Raw genomic sequence first — 13,598 nt, 5'->3', positions numbered from 1 at the left:
TGCGTACTATAGTGTTAGAAATCGGGGTGATGAAGATGAAGAAATCGGTTCTGGGATTGTTGATAGGCAGCATGATTTTGTTAACAGGATGCAGTTTTGATTCCTCTGTCGAGAAGATGCTATCTGAAACCCTTTCGAAAATGAATGATGCCGAGCAGGAGTATCGAAATGCACAGGCTGAATTGACCGAGATCGAAATGGCGGAACAGCAACTATTCATTGAAACGATGAAATTGTCACGTGAACAAAGGGAAGAATTAGAAGCGAAAACAACGCAACTCGAAGAGCAACAAGCCGAGAGAATGGAATTAGTAGAAACCGAGAAAAAGGCCATGGGTCAGGCGAGTTCCTATATGGAAGAATTCAATGCTATCATCGAAAATGCGGAAGGTTCTGTGCAAGAAGAGTTGAAACAATTGCAGCAAGCGATGAAGGAACGCTATGAGCAACATGGTGAATTTCTACCATCATACACCGAACTTGCCACACTTCAAAAGGAACTTTATCAAATGTTAACTGAAGAGGAAACAGACTACAGGAAATTAAAAGAGCAAGTCCAATCCATTAACGAACTGAATGAAAAAGTACAATTAAAAGTGGAAGCCTTTAATAACAAAACCCGCGATGTCAATGAATTAAGGGAAAAAGTGGAGAAAAGTTTGCAACAAGATCAATAAAGGTAAAGAAGGGCAAGGACATGTTTCCTGCTCTTTTTTTGTTGAATAATGATATTTTTAAAACAATTCTATTATACTACAGACGCCAAGTTGTATTAATACAGTTTTATATATATGCTCTTTTCAGAACTTTCAATTTGGCTAAAGTGCCGTAATTACAATGATTGACCAATCGATTAACTTTAAGTATACTGAAAAAGAATAAGTTGTATCAATATCTTTGGATGAAAAACATAATACAGTTATAAAGGAGAGTTGCCGAAATGGCTGCAAAAAAAAATAAGCAGTTCGATCCGGTGGAAACACTTCACGCGATTGAAGACAAGTTTGAAATGCTACAGATTTTGAACGAAGAAGGCGAAATCGTCAATGAGGGCGCCAATCCGAATTTATCCGATGAAGAGTTAGTTGAATTGATGACTCGAATGGTTTATACCCGTATTTTGGACCAACGCTCCATTTCATTGAATAGACAGGGGCGTCTCGGTTTCTATGCACCAACAGCAGGTCAGGAAGCATCCCAGTTAGCTTCGCATTTTGCTCTTGAAAAAGAAGACTTCATCTTGCCTGGTTATCGAGATGTGCCTCAAATGATTTTCCATGGCCTGCCGTTACATATGGCTTTCTTGTGGTCACGTGGTCACTTCCAAGGTAGTATTCTGCCGGAGGGTCTCAATGTATTCCCGCCACAAATCATTATTGGTGCTCAGTATATTCAGGCGGCTGGTGTGGCACTAGGCTTCCAGAAACGTGGCACTAAAGCGGTCGCAATGACTTATACAGGGGATGGCGGAACGTCCCAAGGCGATTTCTACGAAGGCATTAACTTCGCAGGTGCGTACCGTTCACCGGCTATTTTCATTATCCAAAACAACCAGTATGCAATTTCGACTCCTCGGGAGCTGCAAACTGCGGCGAAAACGCTCGCCCAAAAAGGGATTGCGGCAGGTATTCCAAGTGTCTTGGTAGACGGCATGGACCCGCTTGCAGTGTATGCGGTTACGCGTGATGCGCGTGAGCGTGCAATTAACGGAGAAGGACCGACGTTGATCGAGACACTTTGTTACCGATATGGTCCACATACGATGGCTGGAGATGATCCGACACGTTACCGTACATCTGATACGGATAACGAATGGGCAAAACGCGATCCGTTGATCCGCTTCCGCAAGTACCTCGAAGGAAAAGGTATTTGGAATGAAGAGCAAGAAAACGAAGTGATCGAGCGTGCGAAGGAAGAGATTAAAGAAGCGATCAAAGCTGCCGATGCCGCTCCAAAACAAAAAGCGAGCGATTTTATTAAAATTATGTACAGAGGCGAGCTTCCAAGTAACTTGCAGGAGCAGCTCGATATTTATACAGAGAAGGAGTCGAATTGACCGATGGCACAAATGACGATGATTCAAGCGATTACCGATGCAATGCGCACGGAGCTGAAAAATGATGAAAACGTCCTCGTCTTCGGTGAAGACGTCGGCGTCAATGGGGGAGTCTTCCGCGCGACGGAAGGGTTGCAAAAAGAGTTTGGAGAGGAGCGGGTCTTCGATACACCGCTCGCGGAGTCCGGAATCGGCGGTCTGGCAATAGGCCTATCACTTACAGGTTTTCGCCCGGTTATGGAAATCCAGTTCTTTGGCTTTTTATATGAAGTAATGGATTCTGTCAGCGGACAACTAGCGCGGATGAGTTTCCGGAGCGCGGGTACATTTAATGCGCCAGTAACAATCCGCTCGCCATTTGGCGGAGGCGTTGCAACACCTGAGATGCACGCGGACAGCTTGGAAGGCCTTGTCGCTTCCCAGCCAGGATTGAAAGTGGTCATCCCATCGACTCCTTATGATGCAAAAGGGCTTTTGATTTCAGCGATCCGGGATGAAGACCCAGTCGTCTTCTTGGAGCATATGAAATTGTACCGCTCATTCAGACAGGAAGTGCCGGAAGAAGAGTACACGATTCCGCTAGGCAAAGCTGATGTGAAACGGGAAGGTTCCGACCTTTCTATTATTACGTACGGCGCAATGGTTCATGAGAGCTTAAAAGCGGCGGAAGAGTTGGAGAAAGAAGGCTATTCCGTTGAAGTGGTCGACCTGCGGACTGTGCAGCCACTCGATATAGAAACGATTATCGGATCGGTTGAAAAAACGAATCGTGCGATTGTCGTGCAAGAGGCACAAAAACAGGCGGGTATTGCGGCTAACGTCGTTTCTGAAATTACAGAACGGGCAATTTTGAGCTTGGAGGCGCCAGTCCTTCGCGTCACGGCTCCTGATACGATCTATCCATTTGCCCAAGGTGAAAACACTTGGCTTCCAAACGCTAAAGATATTGCCGAAACAGCTAAAAAAGTATTGACGTTCTAATTGAAATGAACGTCAAAAGGAAAGGGTGAATTACGTGGCATTTGAATTTCGCTTACCAGATATCGGGGAAGGAATCCACGAAGGTGAAATCGTAAAATGGTTCGTTGCAAAAGGTGATACGGTCAATGAAGATGATACGCTTCTTGAAGTGCAGAATGACAAAGCTGTAGTTGAGATTCCGTCTCCAGTGACAGGGACAGTTGAAGAAATCGTAGTAAAAGAAGGTCAAGTCGCTGTCGTAGGAGATGTATTGATCCGTATTGACGCACCGGGACACGAAAGTACCCCAAGTGAGGCGGAACCTGAAGCGGACAAGAAGACCGAGGCGCAGGTCCAGTCCACTGCCGAGTCTGGCCAACCGATCGAAAAAGAAGAGGCACCTCAGGATGATAAACCGGCGGCAGCTACTGGTGCAGGCGCCATTGCACAAGCTGATGTCGACCCGGATCGCCGGATCATTGCGATGCCATCTGTCCGGAAATTTGCTAGAGAGCAAGACGTCGATATTCGACAAGTCGCAGGTTCTGGAAAAAATGGTCGTGTCTTGAAAGAAGACATCGAAGCCTTCCTAAGTGGCGACCAAGTACAAGAAACTGCTCCTGCCGCTTCGGAAGAAAGTGGTCAGGCGGAAACGCCGGCAGCTGAAAAACAAGCTGCACCTGTTCAACTGGAAGGGGATTTCCCGGAAACTCGAGAGAAAATGTCGGGCATCCGGAAAGCGATCGCGAAGGCGATGGTTAATTCCAAACATACTGCTCCACATGTCACTTTATTGGATGAAGTGGACGTGTCAGAACTCGTGGCGCACCGCAAAAAGTTCAAAGAAATTGCAGCGGAGAAGGGCATCAAATTGACGTACTTGCCATATGTCGTCAAAGCGCTAGTTTCTACATTGCGTGAATTCCCGGAATTGAACACATCATTGGATGACGCGACACAGGAAATCATCCAAAAGCATTATTACAATATAGGAATTGCGGCTGACACAGAGCGTGGATTGCTCGTTCCAGTCATCAAACATGCTGACCGCAAATCGGTATTTGCCATTTCGAATGAAATCAATCATCTTGCAGGAAAAGCACGTGAAGGCAAATTGGCTCCGAATGAAATGAAAGGTGCATCTTGCTCGATTACGAATATCGGATCGGCGGGTGGTCAATGGTTTACACCGATCATCAATCATCCAGAAGTAGCGATTTTAGGAATTGGACGAATTTCTGAGAAACCGATAGTGAAAAATGGTGAAATTGTAGCAGCACCTATGTTAGCATTATCTTTAGTGTTCGATCATCGGGTTATCGATGGTGCAACAGGGCAAAATGCGCTTAATCACCTAAAGAAATTACTCGGTAATCCAGAACTTTTATTAATGGAGGCGTAAGAACATGGTAGTAGGGGATTTTCCAATCGAAGTAGACACGCTCGTCGTAGGATCCGGCCCAGGAGGATATGTAGCGGCGATCCGTGCAGCGCAACTTGGACAAAAAGTGACAATTGTTGAGAAAGATAGCCTTGGAGGCGTATGTCTGAACGTAGGATGTATTCCATCCAAAGCTTTGATCGCTGTCGGCCATCGCTATGCAAATGCAATAGATTCCGATGCAATGGGAGTCATGGCGACAGATGTAAAATTGGACTTTTCGAAAGCTCAAGCATTCAAAGACGGTGTTGTGAAAAAGTTGACTGGTGGAGTCGAAGGGCTTCTAAAAGGAAACAAAGTCGAAATTGTCAAAGGTGAGGCATATTTTGTCGATGGCAATACGGCGCGTGTTATGGATGACAATTCGGCGCAAACTTACAAATTCAAAAATGCAATCATTGCAACAGGTTCACGTCCGGTGGAAATTCCTAATTTCAAATTCTCGAAACGTGTTATCAATTCAACTGGTGCATTGAATTTGACAGAGCTTCCTAAAAAGCTTGTCGTGATCGGCGGAGGCTATATCGGAACTGAACTCGGTTCAGCTTACGCGAATATGGGATCTGAAGTGACGATCATCGAAGGCGCAGATGATATCCTTGCAGGCTTCGAAAAACAAATGACGCAAATTGTGAAAAAGGGCTTAAAGAAAAAAGGTGTCGAAGTTGTCGTGAAAGCGTCTGCCAAAGGCGTAGAAGAAACAGACAACGGCGTAACTGTCACATACGAAGAAAAAGGCGAAGAGAAGAAAATTGAAGCTGATTACGTACTAATGACAGTAGGTCGCCGTCCGAACACGGACGAAATCGGCTTGGAAGGAGTCGGCATCAAACTTTCTGAGCGAGGCTTAGTCGAAGTGGATAAACAATGCCGGACAAGCGTTTCGAACATTTATGCAATCGGAGATATCGTATCCGGTCCTCAACTTGCACATAAAGCTTCATATGAAGCGAAAGTTGCAGCAGAGGCGATCTCGGGTGAAAAATCCGAAGTTGATTACTTGGCAATTCCAGCGGTTTGCTTCACTGATCCTGAGTTGGCAACAGTCGGGTTGAATGAAGCGCAAGCGAAAGAAGAAGGCTATGATGTCATTGCTGGAAAATTCCCGTTTGCGGCAAATGGTCGTGCGCTTGCTCTTGACGCGACGGAAGGTTTTGTCAAGCTGGTTGCACGTAAAGAAGACGGCCTACTGCTCGGCGCACAAATCGTCGGAGAAAATGCTTCTGATATGATCGCTGAACTTGGACTCGCCATCGAAGCGGGCATGACACTAGAAGACGTTGCCATGACGATCCATGCTCACCCGACATTAGGTGAAATCTCCATGGAAGCGGCAGAAGTCGCACTTGGTAGACCGATTCATATGGTTGCTAAATAAGAGAGAATGCTTTGTAAAACCGCTTATTGGACATGTTACATTGTCCGATAAGCGGTTTTTATCGTTGATCCTCTACGACGGGAATCCACCGTAGATTTGCAAAACATGTTACTATGAAAAAAAGAACAAGGGGTGAATCGATTGAAGAAAGGACTCACTGCCATGTTGTCCTTTTTCCTACTGGCGGTCGCTGCCTGCTCGGATGAAGAGACGGCAGGGAATCCAGCGGAACCTGAGCCGGTCAAGACGGAAGAAGTGAAAATGGTGGAAACTTCGTCTGACGAGCCCGCCGAGGAGGCAGAAGAAGACATAGCAGAGGAAACGATTGGTGAACCGCTTTATGGAATGAATCCTAACACCTTTTCACTAGAACCAATCGTCGACGCTGATCCGCAAGTCGTCCTGCTGACTATTGACGACGCGCCCGATAAACGGGCTTTGGATATGGCAAAGACGTTGAAGGGTTTAAATGCGCCCGCTATCTTTTTTGTCAATGGGCATTTCATTGACACAGAAGAAAAGAGAGCCGTGTTGAAAGAAATTCATGATCTGGGGTTTGTCATCGGCAATCATACGCAGACTCACGCCAATTTGAAAAAATTATCGGAAGAAGAACAGCGACAAGAAATCCTTTCGGTCAGCGATACAGTCGAAGAGATTGTTGGTGAAAGACCGAAATTTTTCAGGGCTCCGTTTGGGGCGAATACCGAATTCAGCAAAAAGATTGCGGAAGAAGACGGCATGTTAGTCATGAATTGGTCGTATGGATATGATTTTGAAAAAGAGTATATGACACGGGAGAAAATTGCTCATATTATGGTCAATACGGAACTGCTGCGAAATGGATCGAATCTTCTCATGCATGACCGGGAATGGACGGCTGATGCTTTGGAGGAAATTGTCCTAGGGTTGCGGGAAAAGGGCTACACTTTGGTAGACCCATTGACAATTAAAGGCGTGGAGCAGCGCGGAAAAGAGGAGGATGGTGGGAAATGAACTACAATTACCCGATTAGCACAGATTGGACAACCGATGAAATCGTCACCGTAATCGGATTTTACGAAACGATCGAAAAAGCTTACGAATCCGGTGTGCAGAAGGAAGCGCTTTTAGAAGCCTATCGCCGTTTCAAGGAGATTGTCCCTTCTAAAGCGGAAGAGAAGACCTTGCTGAAGCAATTCGAAGAGGCGAGCGGTTATGTTGGCTATCCGGTGATCAAAGAGGCTAGAGATGCAGAAGCGGGCAAGGTAATCAGGGGAGCGCAGCGCTAAGCTGCGCTTTTTTTATTGGTAGGGAGAGGGTGTCGAAACGTTTCGAGGTTGTCTTGGGACGTTGAGAAGTTGGGCATGAATGTTTTGAAGTTTGACGAAAACGTTGCAAGTTGTATACCGTATCATCCTAATAAAAAAGGTCGTTCGCTCTTGCGGACGACCCTTGCTGAATTTAAATTCTGCCGATGATGACATCATATACAGGCAGGAGATGGTCGATCGTTTCTTCCGCAAACGACAGGAATTCGGATTCCGTCATGTTCACTGCTGCGTCCCGGTCTAAATGCCGACCGACCAGGAATTCCGCTTTTTTCACCATTTGTAGACGCTCCAACAATGCTTCGAGCCCTTCTTTTCCGACTTCATGTATTTTCAAGGCTTCCGGTTTTGTATGATCTCCCGAAACAAGATAATCCGAAGGCAGGGTGGTCAAGACATCGAGTTGCCGCATGAGACGTTCTCCGATGCCCTTTTTATCCGGATTTTCATAGATAACCGCCAAAATGATGAATAGATGCGTATTCCAAAGGCCAATCTGGAAATGAGGTAACGCTTTATAACCCCTTTTGGCTGGAGCGAATGCAACCCAGCTATCGGTAGGGGGATTCACGGTCCGGCGCGCATGCCTTGCGACGTGAGGGAAAAATTCATCCGTTCCGTGTGAAGAAAGGTGGTCTGCAAATTGTCTTCCTAGTAATTCGAATTTAGGCTGAATCCGGGTTTGCAGAGCTTTCATCCTTTTTTCAAGCCCGTCAATTACAAAAACATCGAAATCATTTTCATTCCAAAAGGAGTTTGGCATTTCAATTCCTCCAAATCAATATTCACGTTTATCGTAACAGAATTTGGGGAACAATTTGAATAACAAGGCTTACTACTAAGCGAAACCGAAAACGCTGCATATCATAATGATAACAAATGAAATTCTTATAAATGCAAAGAAAGGGTGTTCATTATGAAACAAGTCGTTCATGTAATCAGGAAAGCCGAATTCGAAAAGGAATATGTATCAATGCTCAATTTGGAACTTGACTATGAGCTAGCCACACTTTTTGATGCGATCGAGCAGAATGATGAAAAGCAGAAAAGAAAGAGTAAGCAGCGCCTTTCGGATATTCATCGGGAGCTGGAGATGTTGAATGGTTTCGCTTAATGTAAGTTGGCTGACCCGAAAAGGCATCCGTGCACGAACTTCGGAAACGGAGAAAGTGTGCTGGGATGCCTTTTTTGTTATCCAGACTACGGGCTAGGCACGCACCCTGCGCATTTGTTCTTATGGTATAATGAAGAAAAGGTTAGTTAGTTGAGAGGGGCGGAGTTATGAGTTGGGGAAGTATCGACCGGTACGCGAAATCCATCATTAAAGAGGCGGGGCATAAAATCCGGAATTCATTTTTCAGTCATATTGACATTGATACGAAATCGGATGCTAATGACCTGGTGACCAATATTGACCGGGAAGTAGAGAAGTTTTTCATTGACCGCATTAAGCGGGACTTTCCCGATCACCGTATTTTAGGTGAAGAAGGAGCAGGGGATCAAGTCACTTCGTTGGATGGAGTCATCTGGATATTGGACCCGATCGACGGGACGATGAATTTCATTCACCAACGACGTAATTTTGCCATTTCATTAGGGATTTACGCTGATGGAGTCGGGATGCTTGGTTATATCTATGATGTGATGCGGGATGACTTTTATAACGCAGCCAAAGGGGAAGGTGCCTATTTTAATGATGAGAGGCTACCGCAATTGGAAATCACACCTTTGCATGAAGCGGTGATTGGCATCAATGCCAGCTGGGTCGCGCCCAATCGATATATGGACAATGAACCAATCATCCGGATGATCCGACAATGCCGAGGCACAAGGTCTTACGGATCGGCTGCCATTGAACTGGCTTATGTCTCTACCCAAAGGATTGACGCTTATCTATCGATGCGATTGGCGCCTTGGGACGTCGCAGGAGGAATTGTCATTGCGCAAGAAGTGGGCGCAATCGCGACAACTATGAAAGGCGAACCACCGAACTTGCTGTCACAGGATACCTTCATCGTCGCAAGACCGGGCCTGCATGAAGAAATCATGAAAAACTACATACATTTGAAGTAAGACGCGCATACTAATAAAAAAGGTTCACTGGTCGCTAGGGATCAGTGAACCGTTTTATTTAAGGTGAAGAAATTATCGAAATTTACCCATGCTTAGCTGGGATGTTTACGTCCAGACTCCGGGCCGCCCTACGCTTTTGATTATAATAAACCTTGATCGCGCATGCGCTTCTTTGTTTTAAACCCGCTGCCCATAATAAAAACCAATGCCAAGATGGCCGCGATGCCTACGAGTGGGCTTCGCATGGCGACCGCTACCCCGATGCCGCACATCGATGCAACGGCTGCAAGCGAGTAAAAGACAAAAACCCATTTAATGTCTTTCAAAAAAATCCCTCCATATGATATAAAATGGTTTTGTATCTATCTGCTATGTGCTATAATAGCACAGTTATACGACTGAAAAAAGAATAATGGAGTGAAAATATGTCGAACGAACGGTTTGATTTACGTAATATAGCAATTATCGCACACGTTGACCATGGAAAAACAACACTGGTTGACCAACTTTTGAAACAATCCGGTATTTTCCGCTCCAATGAGCATGTGGAAGACCGGGCAATGGACTCGGATGATATTGAACGCGAACGTGGAATAACCATTTTGGCGAAAACAACAGCCATTGAATATAAAGATAAAAAAATCAATATTTTGGATACGCCTGGCCACGCAGACTTTGGCGGTGAGGTGGAGCGGATTCTGAAAATGGTGGACGGCGTCATTTTGGTCGTCGATTCGTATGAAGGGTGCATGCCGCAAACTCGCTTCGTCTTAAAGAAGGCCCTGGAAGAAAACTTGAAACCGATCGTCGTCGTCAATAAGATCGACCGTGAATTTGCTCGACCTGAAGAAGTGGTTGATGAGGTTCTGGAATTGTTCATTGAATTGGATGCAAATGACGAGCAACTGGAGTTCCCGGTCGTCTATGCTTCTGGATTCAACGGAACGGCAAGCCTGTCTCCGGACCCAGCTTCACAAGAAGATACGCTCCGCGTGTTGTATGACGCCATTATTGAGCATATCCCGGCACCGATCGACAATCGGGAGGAACCATTGCAATTCCAAGTATCTCTTCTCGATTATAGCGATTATGTCGGTCGTATCGGAATCGGTCGTATATTCCGAGGGACGATGAAAGTTGGGCAACAAGTTACCGTTTTAAAACGGGATGGTTCAACGAAAAATTTCCGTGTTACGAAAATGTCTGGATTCCTAGGATTGAAGCGGATTGAAATCCAAGAAGCCTATGCAGGTGATTTGGTTGCAGTCTCTGGAATGGAAGATATCGACGTTGGGGAAACAATTTGTCCAGTCGATCATCTGGAAGCCTTACCTTCCCTCCATATTGACGAACCGACGCTGCAAATGACGTTTCTCGTCAATAATAGCCCGTTTGCAGGGAAAGAAGGAAAATGGGTCACGGCGCGTAAAATCGAGGAGCGATTGGAGCAGCAATTACAGACCGACGTTTCACTTCGTGTAGAACCGACAGACTCCCCGGATGCGTGGACGGTATCGGGTCGTGGAGAACTACATTTATCCATCTTGATTGAAAACATGCGACGTGAAGGATATGAATTACAAGTTTCCAAGCCGACTGTTATCGTCAGGGAAATCGACGGGGTAAAATGTGAACCAGTCGAGCGGGTGCAGATCGATATTCCGGAAGAACATACCGGATCTATTATCGAATCAATCGGGGAACGAAAAGGTGAAATGCTCGATATGATCAATAACGGCAATGGACAAGTCCGACTTATCTTCCTTGTTCCGGCCCGGGGATTGATCGGCTATACAACGGAATTCCTTACGTTAACTAGAGGTTACGGTATATTGAATCATACGTTTGATTCTTATAAACCGATGGCGTCCGGAAAAGTGGGCGGCCGCCGACATGGTGTTCTCGTATCTATGGAGAACGGAACCGCGACACCTTATGGTATAATGCAGTTAGAGGATCGCGGCACGATGTTTGTGGAAGCGGGAACTGAGATCTACGCGGGGATGATTGTCGGAGAAAACACAAGAGACAATGATTTGACAATCAACTTGACAAAAGCGAAGCAAGCAACAAATGTGCGCTCCGCTACGAAAGATCAGACCGTCACGACGAAGAAACCACGAATCATGACGTTGGAAGAGGCGTTGCAATACTTGGATGATGATGAATATTGCGAGGTTACGCCGACTTCCATCCGGCTACGTAAAAAAATCTTGGATAAAAATGAACGCGAGCGGATCCAGAAAAAGAAAAAATACGCTGAATCTTAATATGTCTTAGGCGTTGCCTTCCATGGATCTTTATGGATGGCCTCTGCCTAAGCTCGAGAATAAGCAGCAATTGGAAAGGGATGTGTTGAATGAGTGCTTCGGTCAAGGAAACAGAGTTCGTCTTCAACCGAATGTCAGGAATTTCGCATTTTATTTATGAAATGGCGCCTTCCTACACGGTTGCAGGCTATATTCTGTTTGCCGTTGTCTTCCTCATGTCGGCTATCGTTTATCATCTTGGGTTTGCCAAAAAGCTGAAATTACTTCAGAATTTGATTATTTATACTTTCTTGTTCATCGGATGTTTAGTTTTAACATTTCTTGCATTTTTCCTTCCGATTGTCGAAGGATTGATCGTCGCGGCGCTCATCTTAATTATTTACCGAGTCCGCAGGCTGAATGAACATAAAGAAGACTCCGTCGCGTAATGTGACGGAGTCTTTTTCCTTCTACCTTTGGGAACTGCTCATACTTCCGCGCTGCCGCTCATACCTCTTGGGAACTGCTCATACTTCCTTGCCTGCGCTCATACCTCTTGGGAACTGCTCATATCTCCGCTCCGGCGCCCATAACTCGTGGAAACCGCTCATATCTCCTCTCCGGCGCCTATAACTCGTGGGAATCGCTCATATCTCCGCTCCGGCGCCTATAACTCGTGGGAACCGCTCATATCTCCGCTCCAGCGCCCATAACTCGTAGGAACCGCTTATATTTCCGTGTCAGCGCTCATAACTTGTGAGAACCGCTCATATCCACGCCACGCTCACGCTTTCACCATAAACTATAAAACAAAACTGCCGCCACCCGATCGGGATGACGGCAGTTCAGCGATTAAGCAATTAAAAATCCTTTTCAATCGGGTGGGTGCTGCGTCGGAAATGAAAGTTTCCTGTGGCAATGCGGGCAATTGTCTTTTCCGCGATCCGCTCGTTGCAGCGTTCACACATATACGTATGAATGGGACGATTTCTCAGTTTTTTGGCCAATGGAAGGTCGTCGGGAAGCTGACCGATTTCATCGCAAATGACACATTTGACGCGCATGGCGATCCCTCCTTCAATCGATTCGGATGGCCTGGATGCCTCGAATCGGATTGTTTTGATTTGAGCCGTCCTTGAAGAGAAGATGGACTGGTCCTTCCTCTCGGATCGGTTTACCTTCATCGCTGAATTGGAAGATGAGCTGATCCCCTTTTTCCAAAGGAATGGAATACTCTTCCCCGTTAGCGAGTTCAAACACGATTGTTTCGGCATCGTCGGTCGGTTCGGCGATTTTGATAAATTGATATAGCAAAATCCCGAATGTACCCGTCAGCATTTTTGTCTTCTCGTATTTTTTTTCGGTTTTTAAGGTAGGGGGGAAGGTGGCTCCTTCCATAATTTCACGGGACCAGTGTTTGCCCATATCTTTTTTATATTCTTCCATTTCATCAATTTCAATCTGTTCTTGTGTAAAATACGTTGTCAGGTCGATCCGTCGATCATCAAATATCCAAACTGTCGGATCCAATGTGATGACATGCCGGACCTTTCCTTTAATCGGAATGATAGATTCCAAATTCATTTCCTCCTACTTCGCAATATCCAATCCTTTTCAGTATACAGCTTTTTTTGAAGAATGGACAATCATTTGTAAAAGTATGAACTTCATATGGAAGGGAAACACTTGCATTTTAACGTATCAAAAGATACAATTTATTCATAATAACCGATTAGAAAAAGGTTGGTGAGGGCACCCTCATGGATACTGATTTGCAAGAAACATACCAAGAAAAGGCTCTGAAGCAACTTCAAGCCGATGCCGATAAGATAGCTCAACTGATTAAGGTGCAAATGGACCATTTAACAATGCCCCAGTGCCCTTTATACGAAGAAGTCCTGGATACTCAAATGTACGGACTATCCCGTGAAATCGATTTTGCGGTGAAGCTTGGGCTTATTGAACGACATAAGGGGAACGAAATCCTATCCCTGCTCGAAAAAGAAATGAACGTCCTCCATGAATTATATACAAAAAAATAAGCTGAAGACTCAAACTCATCCAAAGTTTGAGTTTTTTGTTTAACTTCGTTCATCCAATGGCAAGCAATGTAGTGAGCCGTCTTTATAAC

The 13,598-nt window shown here is 45.4% G+C and carries 16 protein-coding genes; 12 read left to right on the top strand and 4 right to left on the bottom strand.

From position 1 onward, the window contains the following. The first annotated feature begins 35 nt into the window (after nt 1–35). The 7 genes from AB1K83_RS02080 to AB1K83_RS02050 all read left to right on the top strand — a co-directional run bounded on the left by AB1K83_RS02080 (nt 36) and on the right by AB1K83_RS02050 (nt 7,106). Complete coding sequence (locus AB1K83_RS02080; protein ID WP_413056487.1) at nt 36–677, top strand: YkyA family protein; 642 nt, start codon at nt 36–38, stop codon at nt 675–677. A gap of 263 nt (nt 678–940) precedes the next feature. After that, nucleotides 941–2,056: a pyruvate dehydrogenase (acetyl-transferring) E1 component subunit alpha gene (gene pdhA, locus AB1K83_RS02075; RefSeq protein ID WP_413056486.1), complete on the top strand. Its 1,116-nt coding sequence runs from the start codon at nt 941–943 to the stop codon at nt 2,054–2,056. A gap of 3 nt (nt 2,057–2,059) precedes the next feature. Beyond that, a complete protein-coding gene (locus AB1K83_RS02070; RefSeq protein WP_413056485.1) occupies nt 2,060–3,037 on the top strand; it encodes an alpha-ketoacid dehydrogenase subunit beta in 978 nt (325 codons plus the stop codon). A gap of 34 nt (nt 3,038–3,071) precedes the next feature. Beyond that, complete coding sequence (locus AB1K83_RS02065; protein ID WP_413056484.1) at nt 3,072–4,418, top strand: dihydrolipoamide acetyltransferase family protein; 1,347 nt, start codon at nt 3,072–3,074, stop codon at nt 4,416–4,418. 4 nt (nt 4,419–4,422) lie between these two features. Next, on the top strand, nt 4,423–5,835 hold the full coding sequence (lpdA, locus tag AB1K83_RS02060; RefSeq protein ID WP_413056483.1) for a dihydrolipoyl dehydrogenase: 1,413 nt from the start codon (nt 4,423–4,425) through the stop codon (nt 5,833–5,835). Between the two features lie 141 nt (nt 5,836–5,976). Continuing rightward, a complete protein-coding gene (locus AB1K83_RS02055) occupies nt 5,977–6,831 on the top strand; it encodes a polysaccharide deacetylase family protein (RefSeq protein WP_413056482.1) in 855 nt (284 codons plus the stop codon). Further along, complete coding sequence (locus AB1K83_RS02050; protein ID WP_413056481.1) at nt 6,828–7,106, top strand: UPF0223 family protein; 279 nt, start codon at nt 6,828–6,830, stop codon at nt 7,104–7,106. Before AB1K83_RS02055 ends, AB1K83_RS02050 begins: the two co-directional genes overlap by 4 nt. A 172-nt stretch (nt 7,107–7,278) precedes the next feature. On the opposite strand, the gene AB1K83_RS02045 is transcribed toward AB1K83_RS02050, so the two are convergent. After that, nucleotides 7,279–7,908: a YktB family protein gene (locus AB1K83_RS02045; RefSeq protein ID WP_413056480.1), complete on the bottom strand. Its 630-nt coding sequence runs from the start codon at nt 7,906–7,908 to the stop codon at nt 7,279–7,281. A gap of 153 nt (nt 7,909–8,061) precedes the next feature. On the opposite strand from AB1K83_RS02045, the gene AB1K83_RS02040 reads away from it, so the two are divergent. Both AB1K83_RS02040 and AB1K83_RS02035 read left to right on the top strand, forming a co-directional pair. Next, nucleotides 8,062–8,259: a hypothetical protein gene (locus AB1K83_RS02040; protein WP_413056479.1), complete on the top strand. Its 198-nt coding sequence runs from the start codon at nt 8,062–8,064 to the stop codon at nt 8,257–8,259. 167 nt (nt 8,260–8,426) lie between these two features. Next, a complete protein-coding gene (locus AB1K83_RS02035; protein ID WP_413056478.1) occupies nt 8,427–9,218 on the top strand; it encodes an inositol monophosphatase family protein in 792 nt (263 codons plus the stop codon). A gap of 140 nt (nt 9,219–9,358) precedes the next feature. Here AB1K83_RS02035 and AB1K83_RS02030 read toward each other — a convergent pair whose 3' ends face one another. Next, a complete protein-coding gene (locus AB1K83_RS02030; RefSeq protein WP_413056477.1) occupies nt 9,359–9,544 on the bottom strand; it encodes a YlaF family protein in 186 nt (61 codons plus the stop codon). A gap of 99 nt (nt 9,545–9,643) precedes the next feature. On the opposite strand from AB1K83_RS02030, the gene typA reads away from it, so the two are divergent. Next, complete coding sequence (gene typA / locus AB1K83_RS02025) at nt 9,644–11,488, top strand: translational GTPase TypA (RefSeq protein ID WP_413056476.1); 1,845 nt, start codon at nt 9,644–9,646, stop codon at nt 11,486–11,488. Nucleotides 11,489–11,577: 89 nt separating this feature from the next. Next, on the top strand, nt 11,578–11,916 hold the full coding sequence (locus AB1K83_RS02020) for a YlaH-like family protein (RefSeq protein ID WP_413056475.1): 339 nt from the start codon (nt 11,578–11,580) through the stop codon (nt 11,914–11,916). A gap of 411 nt (nt 11,917–12,327) precedes the next feature. On the opposite strand, the gene AB1K83_RS02015 is transcribed toward AB1K83_RS02020, so the two are convergent. Then, a complete protein-coding gene (locus AB1K83_RS02015) occupies nt 12,328–12,531 on the bottom strand; it encodes a YlaI family protein (protein ID WP_413056474.1) in 204 nt (67 codons plus the stop codon). A 13-nt stretch (nt 12,532–12,544) separates the two neighbouring features. After that, a complete protein-coding gene (locus AB1K83_RS02010; protein ID WP_413056473.1) occupies nt 12,545–13,045 on the bottom strand; it encodes a peptidyl-prolyl cis-trans isomerase in 501 nt (166 codons plus the stop codon). Between the two features lie 182 nt (nt 13,046–13,227). Here AB1K83_RS02010 and AB1K83_RS02005 point away from each other — a divergent pair, with 182 nt between their 5' ends. Beyond that, a complete protein-coding gene (locus tag AB1K83_RS02005) occupies nt 13,228–13,509 on the top strand; it encodes a DUF1507 family protein (protein WP_413056472.1) in 282 nt (93 codons plus the stop codon). Nucleotides 13,510–13,598: the final 89 nt, after the last annotated feature.

This window comes from Sporosarcina sp. 179-K 3D1 HS (genome assembly GCF_047228905.1).
Taxonomy (GTDB): domain Bacteria; phylum Bacillota; class Bacilli; order Bacillales_A; family Planococcaceae; genus Sporosarcina.
Note: the sequence above shows the minus strand (reverse complement) of the source record. Positions and strands in the feature narration are given on the sequence as shown.